This window comes from Kitasatospora sp. NPDC001547 (assembly GCF_042894165.1).
Classification (GTDB): Bacteria; Actinomycetota; Actinomycetes; order Streptomycetales; family Streptomycetaceae; genus Kitasatospora.
Genome location: NZ_JBIAVL010000002.1, coordinates 99,343 through 118,476, shown reverse-complemented (window position 1 = coordinate 118,476; position 19,134 = coordinate 99,343). Strand labels below are relative to the sequence as shown.

16 protein-coding genes and 3 tRNA genes are annotated in these 19,134 nt (G+C 74.1%); 2 read left to right on the top strand and 17 right to left on the bottom strand.

Going from position 1 to position 19,134, the window contains the following annotated elements; genetic code table 11:
* Nucleotides 1–117: 117 nt before the first annotated feature.
* The 6 genes from ACFY0X_RS03300 to ACFY0X_RS03275 form a co-directional block, all read right to left on the bottom strand.
* Nucleotides 118–963 (bottom strand): DegV family protein, encoded by an 846-nt coding sequence (locus ACFY0X_RS03300; protein WP_387748260.1) that lies wholly within the window; start codon nt 961–963, stop codon nt 118–120.
* Nucleotides 964–1,046: 83 nt separating this feature from the next.
* Nucleotides 1,047–1,826 (bottom strand): hypothetical protein, encoded by a 780-nt coding sequence (locus ACFY0X_RS03295; RefSeq protein WP_387748258.1) that lies wholly within the window; start codon nt 1,824–1,826, stop codon nt 1,047–1,049.
* A gap of 394 nt (nt 1,827–2,220) precedes the next feature.
* Complete coding sequence (gene leuS, locus ACFY0X_RS03290) at nt 2,221–5,109, bottom strand: leucine--tRNA ligase (RefSeq protein ID WP_387748256.1); 2,889 nt, start codon at nt 5,107–5,109, stop codon at nt 2,221–2,223.
* 301 nt (nt 5,110–5,410) lie between these two features.
* Nucleotides 5,411–6,706: a hypothetical protein gene (locus ACFY0X_RS03285; RefSeq protein WP_387748254.1), complete on the bottom strand. Its 1,296-nt coding sequence runs from the start codon at nt 6,704–6,706 to the stop codon at nt 5,411–5,413.
* Between the two features lie 98 nt (nt 6,707–6,804).
* Nucleotides 6,805–6,877: transfer RNA gene (locus ACFY0X_RS03280), tRNA-Ala, on the bottom strand.
* 273 nt (nt 6,878–7,150) lie between these two features.
* Nucleotides 7,151–8,596, bottom strand: coding sequence for an MFS transporter (locus ACFY0X_RS03275; protein ID WP_387748252.1), 1,446 nt, complete (start codon nt 8,594–8,596; stop codon nt 7,151–7,153).
* 102 nt (nt 8,597–8,698) lie between these two features.
* Here ACFY0X_RS03275 and ACFY0X_RS03270 point away from each other — a divergent pair, with 102 nt between their 5' ends.
* Entirely contained in the window at nt 8,699–9,598 is a 900-nt protein-coding gene (locus ACFY0X_RS03270) for a helix-turn-helix transcriptional regulator (RefSeq protein ID WP_387748250.1), read from the top strand.
* A gap of 61 nt (nt 9,599–9,659) precedes the next feature.
* On the opposite strand, the gene ACFY0X_RS03265 is transcribed toward ACFY0X_RS03270, so the two are convergent.
* The 8 genes from ACFY0X_RS03265 to ACFY0X_RS03230 form a co-directional block, all read right to left on the bottom strand.
* A tRNA-Ala gene (locus ACFY0X_RS03265) sits at nt 9,660–9,732 on the bottom strand.
* A 43-nt stretch (nt 9,733–9,775) separates the two neighbouring features.
* Nucleotides 9,776–9,848 (bottom strand) — tRNA-Ala (locus tag ACFY0X_RS03260).
* Nucleotides 9,849–10,110: 262 nt separating this feature from the next.
* Nucleotides 10,111–10,761 carry a histidine phosphatase family protein gene (locus ACFY0X_RS03255; RefSeq protein WP_387749248.1) on the bottom strand — a complete coding sequence of 217 codons (651 nt, stop codon included), beginning with the start codon at nt 10,759–10,761 and terminating at the stop codon, nt 10,111–10,113.
* Entirely contained in the window at nt 10,758–11,216 is a 459-nt protein-coding gene (rsfS, locus tag ACFY0X_RS03250; protein ID WP_387748248.1) for a ribosome silencing factor, read from the bottom strand. Before rsfS ends, ACFY0X_RS03255 begins: the two co-directional genes overlap by 4 nt.
* Nucleotides 11,217–11,372: 156 nt before the next feature.
* A complete protein-coding gene (locus ACFY0X_RS03245) occupies nt 11,373–13,070 on the bottom strand; it encodes an LCP family protein (protein WP_387748246.1) in 1,698 nt (565 codons plus the stop codon).
* A 14-nt stretch (nt 13,071–13,084) separates the two neighbouring features.
* Nucleotides 13,085–13,717 carry a nicotinate-nucleotide adenylyltransferase gene (nadD, locus tag ACFY0X_RS03240; RefSeq protein ID WP_049658574.1) on the bottom strand — a complete coding sequence of 211 codons (633 nt, stop codon included), beginning with the start codon at nt 13,715–13,717 and terminating at the stop codon, nt 13,085–13,087.
* A gap of 124 nt (nt 13,718–13,841) precedes the next feature.
* Complete coding sequence (locus tag ACFY0X_RS03235) at nt 13,842–13,997, bottom strand: hypothetical protein (protein ID WP_387748244.1); 156 nt, start codon at nt 13,995–13,997, stop codon at nt 13,842–13,844.
* Between the two features lie 188 nt (nt 13,998–14,185).
* On the bottom strand, nt 14,186–14,332 hold the full coding sequence (locus ACFY0X_RS03230; protein WP_387748242.1) for a hypothetical protein: 147 nt from the start codon (nt 14,330–14,332) through the stop codon (nt 14,186–14,188).
* A 328-nt stretch (nt 14,333–14,660) separates the two neighbouring features.
* On the opposite strand from ACFY0X_RS03230, the gene ACFY0X_RS03225 reads away from it, so the two are divergent.
* Nucleotides 14,661–15,761, top strand: coding sequence for a M48 family metallopeptidase (locus ACFY0X_RS03225; RefSeq protein WP_387748240.1), 1,101 nt, complete (start codon nt 14,661–14,663; stop codon nt 15,759–15,761).
* Nucleotides 15,762–15,842: 81 nt separating this feature from the next.
* Here the strand turns inward: ACFY0X_RS03225 and ACFY0X_RS03220 are convergent, their stop codons facing one another.
* The 3 genes from ACFY0X_RS03220 to ACFY0X_RS03210 form a co-directional block, all read right to left on the bottom strand.
* A complete protein-coding gene (locus ACFY0X_RS03220; RefSeq protein ID WP_387748238.1) occupies nt 15,843–16,904 on the bottom strand; it encodes a hypothetical protein in 1,062 nt (353 codons plus the stop codon).
* A 101-nt stretch (nt 16,905–17,005) separates the two neighbouring features.
* Nucleotides 17,006–17,593 carry a hypothetical protein gene (locus tag ACFY0X_RS03215; protein WP_387748236.1) on the bottom strand — a complete coding sequence of 196 codons (588 nt, stop codon included), beginning with the start codon at nt 17,591–17,593 and terminating at the stop codon, nt 17,006–17,008.
* Between the two features lie 100 nt (nt 17,594–17,693).
* Nucleotides 17,694–19,016, bottom strand: a complete 1,323-nt coding sequence (locus ACFY0X_RS03210; RefSeq protein ID WP_387748234.1) for a glutamate-5-semialdehyde dehydrogenase — start codon at nt 19,014–19,016, stop codon at nt 17,694–17,696.
* Nucleotides 19,017–19,134: the final 118 nt, after the last annotated feature.

The window sequence follows — 19,134 nt, the reverse complement described above, 5'->3', positions numbered from 1 at the left end:
CCTGTGGATAACCCAGGGGTTGTGGATAAAAAGTGTCACTCACGGGAGTGATCAGGACCGTCCGAAATTGACCACTCGCCGATCAGCCTGACCGACCGGCACCACCGACCGACCGCCTCAGCGCGGCGCGACCACCACCGCGAGCAGCCCCGGACCGACGTGCGCGCCGATCACCGCCCCCACCTCGCCCACGTACAGCTCCCGCAGCCCCGGCACCCGGGCCCGCAGCCGTTCCGCGAGCGGTTCGGCCCGGTCCTCGGCGGCCAGGTGGTGCACGGTGATGTCGACCTCCTGCTCCCCCGACCGCTCGACCGCGATCTCCTCCAGCCGCGCGATCGCCCGCGACGCCGTCCGCACCTTCTCCAGCGGCTCGATCCGCCCGCCGTCCAGGTGCAGCAGCGGCTTGACCGCCAGGGCCGAGCCGAGCAGTGCCCGCGCCGCCCCGATCCGGCCGCCCCGGCGCAGGTGCTCCAGGGTGTCGACGTAGAAGAAACCGCTGCTCCGGGCCGCCCGTCGGTCGGCCGCCCCGGCCGCCTCGGCCAGGCCCTGCCCGGCCGCGATCGCCTCGGCCGCCGCCACCACCCCGTACCCGAGGGCCATTCCGACCAGTCGGCTGTCCACCACCCGCACGGGTACGGGCGCCTCGGCGGCGGCCAGCCGGGCGGCCTCGACGGTGCCGGACAGCTCGCCCGAGATGTGCACGGAGACGATGCCCTTCGCCCCGGCCTCGGCGGCCGCCCGGTAGGTGGCGGCGAAGGTCTCCGGGTTCGGCCGGGAGGTGGTCACCCGCTGTTTGCCGCGCAGCGCCTCGGCGACGTCCTTCGGGGAGATCTCGACGCCCTCGCTCAGCACCGAGTCACCGACCGCGATGCTCAGCGGGACCACCGTGATCCCGTGCCGGTCGAGGGTCTCCTGCGGCAGATAGGCCGTGGAATCGGTGACGAGCGCGAGGTCGGAGGGCATGAGCCGGAGGTTACTCCCCGCCGGTCCGGGAGGACAGCGCCCGGTCCGGGCACCGGCCGGGGGCGCCGCGACGCACCGCCGGCTCAGCCCGCGGACGGCCCGGCCGAGGGCTTGCGCAGCCGCTGCGCCAGCTTGGCCAGCGGATCGGCGAGCCCGAGCAGCTCCTCAGCACTCGGGCGCCCCTTCCCGTCGGTCAGCCCGGCCCGCGCCGCACCCGCGGAACCGCCGGAACCCGAGCCCGACGCCCCGGCCGCAGACGAAGCCGACGGAGCCGACGGAGCCGACGCCCCCGAAGACGCCCCGCCCCCCGCGACATCCCAGTGCCGCAGGGCCCCCGCCTCGCTCTCGCACTCCTGGCTCAGCCGGCTCAGTTCGTCGTCCGCGAACCGGTGCATCCGGTCCTGCGCCGCCCAGCGCATGGTCTCCGCCGAGTGCGTGATCCGCTCAGCCCGCTCGCGCAGCTCCGGCAGCTTGGCGGCGATCCGCGCCGTGTCCGGCTCGCGCTCCAGCGTCCGCAGCTCGCCGTCGAGCTCGGCGGCGTGCGCGTCGAGCCGGTTGAGCAGGGCGAGCGCCTCGCCGAGCTGGCCGTCCTGGGCGAGGCCGCTCTCCAGCACCTGCCGGGTGCCGTCGAGCGAGGTCCGCAGGCCCAGCCGGACGGAGGCGATCTGGGCGGGCGGGCCGACCTTGGTGTACGTCTTCGCCTTGAGCGTGGCGTTCTCCACGGCGCGCCGGGCGTTGGCCTCGTGCTTCTCGATCTTCGCCCCGACGGCCCTGGCGGCCTTGACCGTGCCGACCACGGCCAGCACCATCACCGCGACCCCGAAGAGCAGGACCAGGCCGATCATCACGCCGAACACGTCCATCGCGCGCCACCTTCCGCCGTCGTTCCGGCCCTCACCGGGCCCAACGCGGGCCGCATCGCCGAGGTTTCCACGGTAGCCGCCGGGACCCGCCGGGGGGCAGCCCGAGAGGCCCCGGCGGACGGAGATCAGGGTCAGATCCGGGATCTCCCCGAGGGCCCCCGACGACCGCGAAACCGCCGGGCGAGCACCCCGAAACCGCCGGGCGAGCACCCCGAAACCGCCGAGCGCCCGCCCCGCAAACGCCGAGCGCCCGCCCCGCAAACGCCAGTCGGAGGCCCCCCGCAAACGCCGGGCGGGCGCCCCGAAGGACGCCCGCCCGAAAACTGCCGAAGCAACAGCGGCAACAGCGACCACGGCAACATCGGCTACAGCCGCCGCAGCCTCACGACGGCACTCAGCCGGTGACGATGTTCACCAGCTTCGGCGCCCGCGCGATCACCTTCCGCACCTCGGCCCCGCCGATCGCCGCCACGACGGCCGGCTCCGCCAGCGCCAGCGCCTCCAGCTCGGCGTCCGAGATGCCCGGCGCGACCTCCAGCCGCGCCTTGACCTTGCCCTTGATCTGGACCACGCAGGTCACCGTCTCGTCCACCACGTACGCCGGGTCGGCGACCGGGTAGTCGGCGTGCGCCAGCGACTCGCCGTGGCCCAGGCGGCGCCACAGCTCCTCGGCGACGTGCGGGGCCAGCGGAGCGACCATCAGCACCAGCTGCTCGGCCACCGTCCGCGGCGTGGAGCCGCGCTTGACCAGGTAGTTGTTCAGCTCGATGGCCTTGGCGACGGCCGTGTTGAAGCGCAGCCCGGCCATGTCGCCGCGGATGCCGTCGATCGCCTTGTGCAGGGCGCGCAGCGTCGCGTCGTCCGGCTCCTCCTCGGTGACGACCAGCTCGCCGGTGGTCTCCGAGACGATGTTGCGCCACAGGCGCTGCAGGAAGCGGTACGAGCCGACGACGGCGCGGGTGTCCCACGGACGGGAGACGTCCAGCGGGCCCATCGACATCTCGTACAGGCGCAGCGTGTCGGCGCCGTACTCGTCGGCGATGTCGTCCGGCGCGACGGCGTTCTTCAGGGACTTGCCCATCTTCCCGGCCTCGCGCTTGACCGGCTCGCCCTGCCAGGAGTACTGGCCGTCGCGCTCCTCGACCTCGGCGGCGGGCACCGGGAAGCCGCGCTCGTCGCGGTAGACGTCGGCGGTGATCATGCCCTGGTTGAACAGCTTGTGGAACGGCTCGACGGACGAGACGTGGCCCAGGTCGTGCAGCACCTTGTGCCAGAAGCGCGCGTACAGCAGGTGCAGCACGGCGTGCTCGGCGCCGCCGACGTACAGGTCGGCGCCACCGGCCGGCTTGGTCTCCGTCGGGCCCAGCCAGTACTTCTCGTTGGCCGGGTCGACGACCTTCGCGGTGTTCGACGGGTCGACGTAGCGCAGCTCGTACCAGCAGGAACCGGCCCAGTTGGGCATGGTGTTGGTCTCGCGGCGGTACTTCCTGACGCCGTCGCCCAGGTCCAGCTCGACGTTGACCCAGGCCTCGTTGCGCGACAGCGGGGTCTCCGGCGAGGAGGCGGCGTCGTACGCGTCGTAGGTGCGCGGCGAGTAGTCGTCGACCTCGGGGACCTCGACGGGCAGCATCGACTCGGGCAGCGCGTGCATGACGCCGTCCTCGTCGTAGACGATCGGGAAGGGCTCGCCCCAGTACCGCTGGCGGCTGAACAGCCAGTCGCGCAGACGGTAGTTGACGGTGCCCTCGCCGATGCCGCGCTCGGCCAGCCAGGCGGTGGCGGCGGCCTTGGCGTCGACGACGCTCAGGCCGTCCAGCGACAGGTCGCCCTCGGCGCGGGCGGAGTCGACGATGACGGAGTCGTAGGTGTCGAACGCGTCGTCCCACTCGGCCGGGTCGGTGCCGCGGCCGTCGGTCGGCTCGACGACGCAGCGCATCGGCAGCGCGAAGGCGCGGGCGAAGGCGAAGTCGCGGTGGTCGTGGGCGGGGACGGCCATGATGGCGCCGGTGCCGTAGCCCATCAGCACGTAGTCGGCGATGAACACCGGGACGGACGCACCGCTGACCGGGTTGACGGCGTAGGCGCCGGTGAAGACACCGGTCTTGACCTTGGCCTCGACCTGCCGCTCGACGTCCGACTTGGCGGCGGCCGCGGCGCGGTAGGCGGCGACGGCCTCGGCGGGGGTGGCGGCGCCGCCGGTCCACTCGGCGGGCACGTCCGCGGGCCAGGCGGCGGGGACGATCGAGTCGACCAGGCCGTGCTCGGGGGCCAGCACCATGTAGGTGGCGCCGAACAGGGTGTCGGGCCGGGTGGTGAAGACGGTGATCTTCTGGTCGCCGGGAGCGGCGAAGTCGACCCGGGCGCCCTCGGAGCGCCCGATCCAGTTGCGCTGCTGCAGCTTGATGGCCTCGGGCCAGTCCAGCAGGTCCAGGTCCTCGATCAGCCGGTCCGAGTACGCGGTGATGCGCATCATCCACTGGCGCAGGTTGGACTTGAACACCGGGAAGTTGCCGCGCTCGGAGCGGCCGTCCGCGGTGACCTCCTCGTTGGCCAGTACGGTGCCCAGGCCCGGGCACCAGTTGACCGGCACCTCCTTGGCGTAGGCCAGGCGGTACTCGCCCAGCACCTCGTCGCGCTCGGCGACGGACAGCTCGGCCCAGGCGCGCCCGCCCGGCAGCTCACGCGCGCCGGACTCGAACTCGGCGACCAGCTCGGTGATCGGACGGGCCTTGCGGGCGTCCGCGTCGTACCAGGAGTTGAAGATCTGCAGGAAGATCCACTGGGTCCAGCGGTAGTAGTCCGGGTCGATCGTGGAGATCGAGCGGCGCGGGTCGTGGCCCAGGCCCAGCCGGCGCAGCTGCTGGCGCATGTTGGCGATGTTGGCCTCGGTGGAGACCCGCGGGTGGGTGCCGGTCTGCACCGCGTACTGCTCGGCGGGCAGGCCGAAGGCGTCGTAGCCCAGCGTGTGCAGCACGTTGTGGCCGGTCATCCGCTGGTAGCGGGCGAAGACGTCGGTGGCGATGTAGCCCAGCGGGTGGCCGACGTGCAGACCCGCGCCCGAGGGGTACGGGAACATGTCCATGATGAAGCTGTGCGGCTTCGCGGCGACGTCGCCGGCCGCCGGGTCGGCCAGCGCACCGGTGGGGTTGGGGGCGTGGAAGGTGCCCTCCTTCTCCCAGATGTCCTGCCAGCGGGACTCGATCTCGGCCGCCAGCGCGGCGCTGTACCGGAACGGCTCGGTCACGGTCTCGGCCGCGCCGGACGCAGGGGTCGTCTCGCTCATGGTCCTTCAAGCTCCATCGATGTCAGTTGGCGAACCGCACAGGCGGCCGGCCCGGAGGACCCGGCCCGGTACGGGGTCGGGGGCGGAAAACAAAAAATCCCCTCGCAGGAGGGGACGCCACGCCGACTCCGGCACCGCCCGAGGGCTCAGCCGGTCCTGGTCAGCGCGGCCGGCTAAGGAGCAGGCGCACGGTTCGCATGGGCTCAGGGTACCGCAAGCGGGTCGACGCGCTCCCGGGTGCACCGCCCGGCCGACGACCCCGCACCCCCGCCCCCACCCCCACCCCCACCCGCACGCCGGGTCACCGCGCGGCCGCCCGCCCCGCCGCGTCGAACTCCCGCAGCGCCTTCGCCAGCCGCTCGGACTGCATCCCCGCCGCCAGCGAGCGCGCCAGCGCAGCGGTGCGGGCCGCCTCCCGCTGGTCGCCGAGCCTGCGGTGGGCCTCGGCGAGGCGCACCATCAGCAGCGCCTTGGAGCGGGCCCGCCCCGGCCCGAGCCCGGCCACGGCCTCGGCGAGCAGCACCTTGGCCAGCCGGTGCTGGCCGAGCGCCAGCCGTCCCTCCCCCACCATCCCGGCGAGGGCGGCCCGGGCCTCCTCGGCGCCGGGCAGGCCGTCCAGCTCGGCGAAGGCCCGGGCGGCGGCGGCCTCGGCCCGCTCGGCCTCGCCCCGGCGGCCGTACGCGCGGGCGAGCCGGCCGTACTGGCGGGCCCGGGCGGTGGGGCTGAGCGCGGCGCCGTGGGTGTCCAGGGCGGTGGCGAGCGCGGAGACGGCCTCCAGCCCGCGTCCGCCGGGGCCCTGGGTGGCGAGCACGACCAGCGCGCCGAGCACGGCGACCCCGAGCCGGGGGTCGCCGCCGACGTGGGCGGCGCGCAGCGCGGCGACGAAGGCGCGCTGGGCGGCCGCGTCGTGGCCGAGGTCGTACGCGGCCCAGCCGGCCAGCCGGGCGAGTCTGCTGGCCGTGCCGTACAGCTCGCGGCCGAGCCGTTCGTCGTACGCGCCGAGTTCCAGCAGCTTGGCCAGCATGGCGAGTTCGGCCCGGACGGGGCCGAGGACGAGGCCGCCGCCGCAGGCCCGTTCGAGCTTCTGCTTGCTGCGGTAGGACAGGCCGAGTTCGCCGACCAGCCCGGGTTCGACGCGCAGCGCGCCCTCGCCGCCGCCGACGGGCGGTGGCGGGGAGTCGAGGCGGGCGGCGGCCTGGTCGAGGTCGGCGCTGCGGAACAGGTCGGTGAGGCGGACCGGTCCGGCGTCGGTGGCGGCCTCGCGCAGCGCGGTCTGGGCGGTGTCGGCGGTCCACGGGTCGGTGAGCAGCCGGGGCGAGAGGATCTTGGCGCCGCGGTGGCCGCCCATCCGGCCCCAGAGCTGTTCGTAGGTGACGGCGATGCCGAGGGTGCGGCTGAGCACCTCGCAGACGGCCTGGTCGTGCGGGCTGCGCGGCACCATGCCGCGGTCGCGCCACTTGTACGGGGCGGTGGAGCTGATGGCGAGGCCCGGCGGCAGGGCGAGGCTCACCTCGCGGGCGAGCCGTTCCGGACTCCAGCCGAGCTGGTGGAGTATCCGGGCCAGTTCCTCGTTCCGCCTTCGCTCCAGATCGGCCATGGCACGACGGTAGCGGGATTCCGGGCCCGCCGACCGGTGGCGCGGGCAGAACGGCGAAGAGCCGCCTCCCGTTTCCGGGAGGCGGCTCTCGACTGCTGTGGAGCTATGGGGAATTGAACCCCAGACCTCTTGCATGCCATGCAAGCGCTCTACCAACTGAGCTATAGCCCCTTGACCTGCGATGTCACCGTGGTTCCCGGTTGTTTCCGGCCGTTTCCCTCGGCGACATCGACTACTTTACACGGTCCGGGGCGTGCTCCAGAAATCCGTTTCCCGAGGTCCGCACCACACGCCCCGGGAGCCCCCGCCGCCCCCGCCCCCGGAGCCCCGCCGACCCGCGCCCCGGGCGTACGCCTCACGCCCGGGGCGCGCAGCCGCACACGCGCCTCGCAACACCCCCCAAGGCCGCCTCCCCGCACCACCTCCGCTACCGCACCACGTCCGCTACCGGACCCTCCCCGCTACCGCGCCGCGCGCCGCGAAGCCCGCCGCGACCAGCACCGCCGCGGCGTCGACCAGCAGGGTGGTCCACAGCGCCGCCCCCGACGCCGCGGCCGGCGCCGGCAGGTCGACCTGGCCCAGGAACACCGAGCCCAGCACCGCGACCCCGATCACCTGGCCGAGCTGGATGACCGTCACCATCACGCCGCTGGCGTCGGCCGCGTCCTCGGGCGCCACCCCCGCGAGCGCCCGGGCGAACAGCGGCGAGTACGCGCAGCCGGCGGCCAGGCCGAGCCCGGCCATCTCCACCAGCGGCCCGGCGCCGATCCCCGCCCCGCCGCCGAGCATCAGCCCGAGCAGCAGGTAGCCGCCGCCCAGCAGCGCCCCGGCGAGGGCCGGCAGGGCCCGGTGCAGCCGGCCGGGCAGCCGGTGCCAGTGCAGGCTGGACAGGCCGAAGCCGACGGCGACGGGCGCCGAGCAGAGCCCGGCCTCCAGCGCGGTGTGGCCGAGCCCGGACTGCTGGTGCAGGGCGAAGGCGAACATGAAGCCCGCGAAGGCCGCCATGATCGCGAACAGTCCGGCGGCCGCGGGCCGCAGCCCGGGGGCGCGCAGCACCCGCCCGGAGATCAGCGGCTGTCCGCCGCGCCGGGCGACCCGGCGCTCGACGGCCACGAACACGCCGAACAGCAGCACGCCGGCCGCGATCATCACCCAGCCCCAGAGGGGCCAGCCCAGCTCGTGGCCGAGGACGAGCGGGACCACCAGCAGGCCGAGGGCCGCGCCGAGCACCACCAGGCCGGGGACGTCGAAGCCCCGGGTGGCGTCGCCGGGCAGCCGGGGCAGCAGCCGGGCGCCGGCCGCCAGCAGCAGCACCCCGATCGGCACGTTGACCAGGAACACCGGCCGCCAGCCGCTGCCGAACAGGTCGGCGCTGACCAGGACGCCGCCGAGCACCTGGCCGAGCGCCATGCCGCCGGCCAGCACCGCCGAGTAGAGGCCGAGCGCCCGGGTGCGGGCGGCGCCGGTGAAGGTGCGCTGGAGCAGGCTCATCACCTGGGGCACCATCAGGGCCGAACCGGCCCCCTGGAGCAGCCGGAAGGCGATCAGCCAGCCGGTCGCCGGGGCGAGGCCGCAGGCCAGCGAGGCGGCGGTGAAGACGGCCAGGCCGAGCTGGAAGAGCCGGCTGTAGCCGTACCGGGCGCCGAGCCTGGCCCCGGTGATGAGCAGCACGGCGTAGGCGATGGTGTACCCGGCGATGACCAGTTGGAGGGCGGCGCCGGAGGCGCCCAGGTCGGTGCGGATGGTGGGGACCGCGACGTTGACGATGGAGAGGTCGAGCACGGCCATGAACTGCCCGCCCAGGACGAGCGCGAGGAGCAGCCCGGGCCGGATCGCCGGGGCCCCGGTGGTGCGTCCGGCCGCGTCGGGCCGGATCTGAAGGTCCGTCATGGCAGCCAGCCTCGGGCCGCGCCGGTACTGGTGGTTAGAGCCTGCCGATCCTGGTACTGGCAGCACCTGTATCGGTGGGCCGGGCTGCGGCACGATGGGGCCATGACCGTCCTGGAGGAACTGCCCACCGCGACCGGCGGGCGCGACCGCCGCCGCACCGAGCTGGCCCGCTTCCTGAAGGCCTGCCGGGCGCGGGTCACCCCCGAGGACGTCGGGCTGCCGCCGGGGCTGCGCCGCCGTACGCCGGGGCTGCGGCGCGAGGAGGTCGCGCAGCTCGCCGGGGTCGGGGTCACCTGGTACACCTGGCTCGAACAGGGGCGGCCGATCAACGCGAGCGAGCAGGTGCTGCTGGCGGTGGCCCGGGCGCTGCGGCTGGACGGCACCGAGCGCCGGCACCTGTTCCGGCTGGCCGGGGTGTCCGTCTCGGCGCGGGCGCTGCCGGCCGCGCCGGAGCTGTCGCCGTCGATCCAGGTGATCCTGGACTCGCTGGCCCCGCTGCCGGCGGCGGTCTCCAACACCCGGTTCGACGTGCTGGGCTTCAACGGCCCGTACCGCGCGATGTTCGGCACCGACCGGATGCGCCCGTCCCGCGGGGTGGTGTTCAACAGCCTCTGGTGCATGCTGACCGCCCCGCCGTGTTGCAATCCGTGCGAGAACCGGGAGGAGACCCTGCCGCGGATGGTGGCGGTGCTGCGCTCCGCGTACGGCAGGCACGTGGGCGAGCCGGCCTGGGAGGAGCACGTGCAGCGGATGTCGGCGGGCAGCGAGCTGTTCCGGGAGTTCTGGGAGCGCCAGGAGGTCGCGCCGCCGGAGACCTGGCTGCGGGTGTTCCGCCACCCCGAGGTCGGGGTGCTGCGGCTGAACGCGACCTATCTGACGATGCCGGGCGTCGCCGAGTGCTACATCGTGGTGTACGTGCCGGCCTCGCCGGAGGACCGGGCCCGGGTCGAGCTGCTCGACTCGCTGCCGCCCGGCGGCTGGTCCCACGTCTGCGAGGCCTGAGGCGCGCGGCCCGGAACGCCGGAAGGCCGCCACCCTGGGGTGACGGCCTTCCGAAACACTGTGGAGCTATGGGGAATTGAACCCCAGACCTCTTGCATGCCATGCAAGCGCTCTACCAACTGAGCTATAGCCCCGCGACACGGGCGACCCTGGCTGACCACGACCGCCGATGCGGAGTGGAGCTATGGGGAATTGAACCCCAGACCTCTTGCATGCCATGCAAGCGCTCTACCAACTGAGCTATAGCCCCGCACTCACCGGATCTCCCGCTTCCCTTCCGGGCCGCGTTCCTTCCCTGCGAACGAGGAAGACTCTAGCTGGTCAGGGCCGGAACTGCGAAATCCGCTCCCTCGGCCCCGGTCGGCGGCCCCGCCGAACCCCGGCCGACGGCCCCGCCGAGCGCCCGCCGAGCGCCCCGGGAGGCCCGCCGGACCGGCGCCGGGACCGGCCCCGGAGTCATCCCCCGGTGCCGCCCGGGAGCCTTCACCCGGTGCCGCCCGCGCCGGGACCGCTCAGGTGTCGTCGCCGATGACCGGCTGCGGGAGCGTGCCCGCGTTGTGCTCCAGCAGGCGCCAGCCGCGCGCCCCCAGGCCGAGCACCGACCAGCAGCAGTTGGACAGCCCGCCGAAGCGCTCCCACTGGGGCGGTTCCAGGTCGAGCAGCCGCCCGAGCATGGTGCGGATCGTCCCGCCGTGGCTGACCACCACCAGCGTGCCGTTCTCCGGGAGCTTGCCTACGGCCTCCAGGACCACCGGCACCGAGCGGTCGGCGACCTCGGTGGCCAGCTCGCCGCCACCGCCGCGCCGGACCGGCTCGCCGGCCGACCAGGCCTCGTACTCCTCCGGGAAGCGCTCCCGGATCTCGGCGTTGGTCAGGCCCTGCCAGGAGCCCGCGAAGGTCTCCCGCAGTCCCTCGTGGTGCTGCACGTCCAGCCCGGTGACCGCGGCCAGCTCCGCGGCGGTGCGCCGGGCGCGCTGGAGGTCCGAGGAGATCAGCAGGTCGGGACGGAGGCCGGAGAGCAGCCGGGCCGCCCGCTGGGCCTGCAGGACACCCTGGCCGGTCAGCTCGATGTCCGTGGTGCCCTGGAAACGCGATTCGAGGTTCCAGGCGGTCTGGCCGTGCCGCCAGAAGACGATGCGCGGGCCGCGCGCACCCCGGCTCAGTGCAGGTCCTCGGGCTTGCCGAAGTCGTCGGCGGGGGCGAGGGCGTTGCCGGCCTCGTCGGTGTGGGCGTCCGGACGGTTGCGCGAGGCCAGGGCGTCCTCGGGCAGCGGCAGCTCGGGGCAGTCCTTCCAGAGCCGGTCCAGCGAGTAGAAGGAGCGCTCCTCGGAGTGCTGGACGTGCACGACGATGTCCAGGTAGTCGAGCAGGATCCAGCGGCCCTCGCGCTCGCCCTCGCGGCGCACCGGCTTGATGTCCAGCTGCTCGCGCAGCTGGTCCTCGATCTCCTCGGCGATCGAGCGGACCTGGCGGTCGTTGTTCGCGGAGGCGATCAGGAAGGCGTCGGTGATCGACAGCACCTCGCTGACGTCGAAGGCGATGATGTTGTGCGCGAGCTTGTCGGCCGCCGCCTGCGCGGCGACGGTGATGAGCTGCTGGCTGTGGTCGGTGACGGTCACGGTGTTCTTCCGGCTCGGCGGCTTGGGGCGCCCCGGCGCGCGGCCGGGGTCGCCTTCCAGGATCTCACGCCGCCCGGGCGGGCCCGGAACCGTTTTCCGCGCCCGCCCGGGCCACCGCTCCGGGGCTCCCGGGCCGCGCGGGCCCGGGCCACCGCCCTACTGGGCCTTCGGCGGCTGGTAGTCCTTGCCCAGCACGACCAGCAGGTCCGCGTTCTGGGTGTCCCCGGTGACCTTCTTCACCGCCGTGTCCGGCAGGCCGAGGCTGGTCGCCAGCGACTTCGCCGCGCCCTGCCGGGCGTCGTCGGTGTAGCGGATCTCACTGGTGGGCTGGGGCGCGGCCTTGGCTCCGCCCGGGATGAAGGTCAGACCGGAGTTGACGATCTGGACCTGCGCGGCGGCCGCCGCGGCGTCGCTGCCGCTGGCGTCCTGGACCGCGACCCGGGCCGGGGCGTCCCCGGCGGCCGCGGACTTCACGGTGCCGCCCAGCACGTCCTTGACCTGCTTGCCCGCGGTCGCCTCGTCCAGGCTGCCGTCCGGCTTGACGGTCAGCGCGGTGGTGCCGAAGTGGCCGTCCTTCGCCTGCTGGGCGAGCTGGACGAGCACCCCGGCGAGGGCGTCCTCGGGCAGCGAGGGGTCGAGCACCGCGTTCATCCGGTGCACGTCGTCCTTGGCGTCCTTGAACTCGGTCGGCATGGTGCGCACCACCGCGTCCATGACCTGCCCGAACCGGGCCAGCTGGGCGTCCCGGTTCTCGCCGGGGTTCTGCAGCGTGGCGTACGCGACCGCGGCCTTCCCGCTGAGCAGGGTGTTCTTCCCGGCCGCGGACAGCAGCTTGCCGTCCGGCCTGCCGCCCTCGTGGGTCTCGGCGTTGGTGTCCACCCGGACGCCGCCGAGCTGGGAGACCAGCAGTTCCAGGTACGGGGTGTCCAGCCGCCAGGTGCCGGCCACCGGGGCGCCGAGCACGGTGGACAGGCCCTCCCGGGTCGCCGAGGCGCCGATGCCGTCCATGGACTGGCCGACCGTGGTGACCGGCGGGTCGCCCGGCCCGGGCAGCCGCAGGTTGTCGGGCAGCAGCAGCACCGTGCCCTTCTTCCCGGAGGCGTCGTTGACCAGCAGCGCGCTGGACACCTTGCCCTGGAGGTCGCGCAGGTGGACGACGTTGACCTGGCGCCCGCCGGCGGCGGCGGCCGCGGTCGGCTTGTCACCGGTCAGGAAGAGGTAGCCGCCGACGCCGCCGGCCGCGAGCGCCACCACCACACCGAGGCCGATCAGCCGGTTGCGCAGCTTGCGGCGGCGCTCGGCGCGCACCTCGCTGCGCGACTCGGCGAACTTCAGCCAGTCGATGACGTCCTCGGTCTCCTCCGCCTCCTCGTCGACGAAGGTGAACTCGCCCGTGGTGTAGCTGTCCTTGGGCGCCTTGCTCCCGGCCTTCCCGGCCCGCGCCCCGGCGACCTGCTCGGACGGCGGCTCGGCCTTGGCCGGCGCCGGCTCCGCGGCGGGCCGGGACACCCGCTGCCGCGCCGGCGCGGCGGCAGCGGCACCGGCAGCGGCGGCCGGTGCCGGGGACGACGCCGGCGCCTGCGGCTCGGCGGCGACCGGTTCGGCGGCCTGGTACGGCTGCTGCTGGTACCCGTCGTACCCCTGGTAGCCCTGCTGCTGGTAGCCGTACGGGTCCTGCCCGTACACCGGCTGCCCGTACTGGTCGTACTGCTGCTCGTACGGCTGCTGCTCGTACGACTGCGGCTGCGGCTGCGATTGCTGCTGCTGCGGCTGTTGCTCGTAGCCCTGGTACGGCTGCTGGTACTGCCCGGTGGACCAGTCCTCCGGCCGCCGGCCGTCGTTGCGATCAGTCATGCACCGCTCCTGGATCAGTCCCCGCGCGGCGCGTACAGCGCCCGCTTGTCGATGTAGCGGACCACGCCGTCCGGGACGAGGTACCAGACCGGCTCGCCCTTGGCGACCCGGTTGCGGCAGTCCGTGGAGGAGATGGCCAGCGCCGGGACCTCCACCAGGGAGACCCCGCCCACCGGGAGCCCGGCGTCCGACAGAGTGTGCCCCGGGCGGGTGCATCCGATGAAGTGGGCCAGCGAGAAGAGTTCGTCGGAGTCGCGCCAGGACAGGATCTGGGCGAGCGCGTCGGCGCCGGTGATGAAGAACAGGTCGGCGTCCGGGTGCAGCGCGTGCAGGTCGCGCAGGGTGTCGACGGTGTACGTCGGGCCCTCGCGGTCGATGTCGATCCGGCTGACCGAGAACTGCGGGTTCTCGGCGGTGGCGATGACCGTCATCAGGTAGCGGTCCTCGGCCGGGGTGACGTGCCGGTCGCTCTTCTGCCACGGCTGCCCGGTCGGCACGAAGATCACTTCGTCCAGGTGGAACGCGCTCGCGACCTCACTGGCGGCGACGAGGTGGCCGTGGTGGATCGGGTCGAAGGTGCCGCCCATCACGCCGAGGCGCTTCTTCACCGGTTCCGGTCCGCCGGGATTCCCGGCCTGCTCTCCCATGCCGCCACACCTTACGCGACGCCCGTTACGGTGCGGGAACGGCCGGGTGAGGGTTCTCACCCCATGCGTGAGGGAGCGGCCGGCCCGGTGGCCGGACGCTCCCCGAGCGGCCCCAGGACCAGGTTCAGCGGTCCCGGTTGAAGCGGGTGGTGATGTAGAGCAGGACCAGCAGGATGACCAGCGCGGCGCCACCGGTCAGGGCCGGGTTCAGGCTGTCGTGGTTGCCCCCCTCGCCCTCGGCGAGAAGGTTCAGAACGGGGAGTGCGGCAGCAGTGCTCATGGTCGGCGGGACCTTCTCGGCTCGGTGAACGGACCTGGGGGTTTGTTCCGGGCCGGTGAGGGCCCACCCGTCATCGTACGGGGGGTCACACGGCAACCGCTCGGCGGCCCACCGCCGCTGACCGGGCGTGAGCGCGAGCCGGCCGGAGCACCGGGACCGGGCCGGGGACGGCCGCGGAGGGGCCGGTCCTAGTTGTTCTTGAACGCGCGGGCCATGAGCCAGACCAGCAGCCCGATCCCCACGAAGGACGCGACCACGATGATCCGCAGGAACAGGCCCGGGCCGGCCTCCTCGGAGATGGGCGCGGCCAGGCTGACAAGGGTGTCGGTGGACATCTGCGGGGGCTCCTCGAACTGCTCGGTACCGCGGCCGGGTCCGGTCTCGGTCGTCCAGTCCTCAGGTTAGACCGGCCTCACACCGGCGCCACCCACCGGCCCCGACGGCCCGCCCGTCGGGGCCACCCGCACCGCCCGCCGCCCCACCGGCACCACCCGCCGCCACCCGCCGCCCACCGCCCACCGCCCGCACGGCGGACCGCGCGTACGCTGACCCCGGGGACGAGTACGCAACCACGCGCGTTGCAAAGACAGTCGTTGCAGGCGAAGACCAACGGGGGGCGGGCCAGCGGGCCGCGGCCGCCGTCGACCAGGAGGTACTCAGACCATGACCGACACGACCGCGAAGAGCCCGAGCCGCCGCCGCGAGCGCTTCCCCGGGATCTCCACCCGGGCCTGGGAGCACCCGGCGGACCGCTCGGCCCTGGTGGCGCTGCGCAAGCTGACCGGCTTCGACGACATCCTGAAGAAGCTGGCCGGCCTGGTGTCCGAGCGGGCGATCCGGCTGATGTTCCTGGCCACCGCCGTGAAGACCTCCGAGCGCCAGTTCCCGGAGCTGCACGAGATGGTGCGCGACGCCGCCTACGTGCTCGACCTGGAGAAGGTCCCCGACCTGTACGTCTCCCAGGACCCGGCGGTCAACGCGTACTGCATCGGCATCGACACCCCGATCATCGTGGTCACCAGCGGCCTGGTCGAGCTGCTCGACGAGGAGGAGCTGCGCTCCGTCATCGGCCACGAGGTCGGCCACGCGATGTCCGGCCACGCCGTCTACCGGACGATGCTGATGATCCTCACCAACATCGCCGCCCGGATTGCCTGGGTGCCGCTCGGCAACCTGGCGATCACCGCGATCATCACCGCGCTCAAGGAGTGGTTCCGCAAGGCGGAGCTGTCCAGCGACCGGGCCGGCCTGCTCGCCGGGCAGGACCTCCAGGCGTCCATGCGGGCCCTGATGAAGCTGGCCGGCGGCCACAACCTGGCCGAGATGAACGTCGACGCCTTCCTGGAGCAGGCCGAGGAGTACGAGAAGGCCGGCGACCTGCGCGACGGCGTGCTCAAGGTGCTCCAGCTGCTGCCGCAGACCCACCCCTTCGCGGTGGTCCGGGTCGCCCAGCTGAAGAAGTGGGCGGAGAGCGACGACTACCGCTCGATCATGGCCGGTGCCTACCCGCGCCGCTCGGACGACCCGGACGCCTCGGTCGGCGAGCAGTGGAAGGCCGCCGCCGAGCACTACACGACCTCGGTCAAGGAGAGCAAGGACCCGCTGATGGGCCTGCTCCGGGACGTCGCCGGCGGCGCCGCGACCGTCGGCGGCAAGCTCCGCGACACCTTCACCGGCGGCGCCGGCCGCAACGGCTCCTCCGGCAACGGCTCCTCCGGCGGCAGCTCCACGGGCAGCGGCTCCGCGGACCGCGACGGCAGCTGACCCCACCGGGACCGCGACAGCGGCCGGTGTCCCGCCCGGGGCACCGGCCGCCGCGCCGTTCCACCGCCCGGGCGGGTGCGCTCAGCCGCCCGCCAGCACCCCGCACACCTGCCAGCCCGGCCGGGCGTGGTCGGCGGGGTCGACCGGCGCCGGCGGCGCGACCACGGTGCCCTGCTCGGTGGCCAGCACCGGCTGCAGGAAGCCCGCCAGCGAGGTGCCGCAGGGCTGCGGCCCGGCCTGCACCACCGAGTCCACCAGCCGCAGCTGCGCCGAGGCCAGGTCGACCCGGTCGAACTGGAAGGTCAGCTGCCGCCGCACGGTCTCCAGGGTGACCGGCGCTCCGGCCGGGGCCCCGGCCGGCTTCAGCGCGTAGACGAAGGTGTGGTCGGTGGTGATCCGCAGGGTCCCGCCGTCCGCCTCGTCGATCAGCATCGCGCCGGCCACCCTCACGGTGTTCGACGCCAGCGCGACCTTCGCCGGGTCGAAGCGCACCATCCAGCCGGTCGCCGCGTGGTGCCGGTCGTCCACGGGCTGCGCCACGCTCGCGTCGAACTCCGCCAGCTCACCGGGCGTCACGAAGGCCCGTACGTCGGCGGTGGCGCCCTGGACCAGCACGGTCGGGGACATCGAGGACGCGACCAGGTAGCGCTGGACGGTGTCGAGCGCCTTGGTCACCTCGACCCGGCTGAAGTGCCCGGTGGGGGCCCCGGTCGGGGTGTTCAGCCCGAGCGCGCCGTCCCCGTACCCGGTCGGCAGGGCGGCGAACGGGTTCGCCGGGTCGGCGACCGGGCGGACGGCCGAAGCCGGGCTCAACGCGACCAGGCTGACGGTCAGTTGACTGCCCTCGGGCCGTGCCGCGGTCCCCTTCGGGGAACTCACCCCGAAGTACACCGCGGTCCCGAAGGCGAGCAGGATGAGCAGCAGCAGGATCAGCGCCTGGCGCGGGACGGTGCCCAGCGGGCCGAGCCGCACCCGCGGCCGGGTGGCCTTGCCGAAGGAGCCCGCCAGCCGCTCCCGGGCGGACAGCTCCTGGATGCGGGCAGCCCGCACGAACGATTCGTCGAAGACGACGGACCGGAATTCGTCCTCGTTGCCGGAACCGCCCTCGGGCGTACCCTCAGGAGGTTCTCGCGGGTCACCCACACCACCAGGGTAGGCGGACACCAGCGCCGCCACGAGGGTCCGGGCGCACTTTCCCGGGAACGCTCCGTGACCACCGCCCCGGGCGTGCGCCCCGGAGCGCCCTAGCCGGCGGGTGCGGTGACCACCAGCGGAGGCTCGGCCGGGGCCTGCCCCGGGTCGACCCCGGCGCTGCTGCTGCCGGACTCGGGGCGCCGGGGCGTGCCGGCGGAGCCGCCCACGCCCTGGTAGACCGCCGCGACCGCGACCGCCACCAGGCTCACACCCATGATCACCGCGAGCACCCAGGCCACCGGCCGGTGCCAGCGCTGCTGGGCCACGTAGCGGCCGTGGGCGCGCACCGGGTCGTAACCGCGTCGCCACCGCCGCCGGACCCTGCGGTCGGCCGCCCGGCCCGGCCCCGACCAGGGATCGGGGTAGAGGTGGTCCGCGTCGAGCCCGCTCGGGTACGGGCGCAGCTCCAGCGGGAGCCCGTCCCCGGCCGCCGGAACGTCATAGCCCCAGCCCGGGCCCGCGGTGTCCGGCTCGAACCGGGCCTCGGCGGCGGCGAGTTGCCGTTCCTTGGCGGTCGGCTCGTGCACGGCGGCGGACCGGACGAAGGCCTCATCGAAGACCACGGTGGCGAACTCGTCGTCCGCACCACCGTGGTCGGCGCCGTCGGGGTACGGAGAGCCCCCCACATCCTCAGCCACGGATTCAGCGTATTACCGGCCGGACGATTTGTCTGTGGCTCCCGGCAGTTGGTCCGTCACACGTGTGACGGCCGCCCCTCACGCGCCCCTCACCCGGCGTTCAGCGGGCGTCCGCGTCGCCGCCCACGGTCTGCGTCGCCTCGCCCCGGACGTGCCCGTCACCAGTGACGATGTACTTGGTGCTGGTCAGCTCGGGCAGGCCCATCGGGCCGCGGGCGTGCAGCTTCTGGGTGGAGATGCCGATCTCCGCGCCGAAGCCGAACTCACCGCCGTCGGTGAAGCGGGTGGAGGCGTTGACGGCCACCGTGGTGGAGTCCACCAGCCGGGTGAAGCGGCGGGCGGCGGCCTGCGAGGTGGTGACGATCGCCTCGGTGTGGCCGGAGGACCAGCGGCGGATGTGCTCGACGGCGGCGTCCAGCGAGGGCACCACGGCGGCGGCCAGGTCCAGCGAGAGGTACTCGGCGCCCCAGTCCTCCTCGGTGGCCGGCACCACGGTGGCCGGGCCGCCCTCGGCGGCCTTCAGCACCGCCTCGTCGCCGTGCACGGTGACCCCGGCCTCGGCGAGCGCCGCCAGCGCGAGCGGCAGGAAGGCCTCCGCGACGTCCTGGTGGACCAGCAGCGTCTCGGCCGCGTTGCAGACGCTGACCCGCTGCGCCTTGGAGTTCAGCAGGATCCCGACGGCCATCGCCAGGTCGGTCTCGGCGTCCACGTAGACGTGGCAGTTGCCGGTGCCGGTCTCGATCACCGGGACGGTCGAGCCCTCGACCACGGTGCGGATCAGCGAGGCGCCGCCGCGCGGGATCAGCACGTCCACGTGGCCGCGGGCGCGCATCAGCTCCCGCACCGAGTCCCGGCTCTCCCCCGGCACCAGCTGCACCGCGTCGGCGGGCAGCCCGGCCGCGGCGACGGCGTCGCGCACCACGGCGACCAGGGCGGTGTTGGAGCGGTAGGCGGAGGCGGAGCCGCGCAGCAGCACCGCGTTGCCGGACTTGAGGCAGAGCGCGGCGGCGTCGGCGGTGACGTTCGGACGGGCCTCGTAGATGATGCCGACCACGCCGAGCGGCACCCGGACCTGCCGCACGTCCAGGCCGTTGGGCAGGGTGTAGCCGCGCACCACCTCGCCGACCGGGTCGGGCAGGCCGGCCACGTCGCGCACGTCGGAGGCGATCGCGGCGATCCGCTCGTCGGTCAGGGTCAGCCGGTCGATCACCGACTCCGGGGTGCCGGCCGCCCGGGCCCGCTCCACGTCCTCGGCGTTGGCCGCGACGATCTCGGCACCGCGGGCCACCAGCGCGTCCGCGACCGCCAGCAGCGCGGCGTCCTTCGCCGCGCGCGGCAGCGGGGCGAGCACGGCGGCGGCCTCCCGGGCTCGGCGCGCTACGGCGAGGACGGGGCTGTCGGCGGTGGCGAGGTCGCTGGTCATGCCGCCAAGGGTAGCGACTTCACCGGCCCCGCCCGGGCGGTATTTCGCCCGGTGAGACGCCACCGCGACGATCCGGCCGGACGGGGCCGCCCGTCCCGGCGAAGCGTCCGGCCCGACG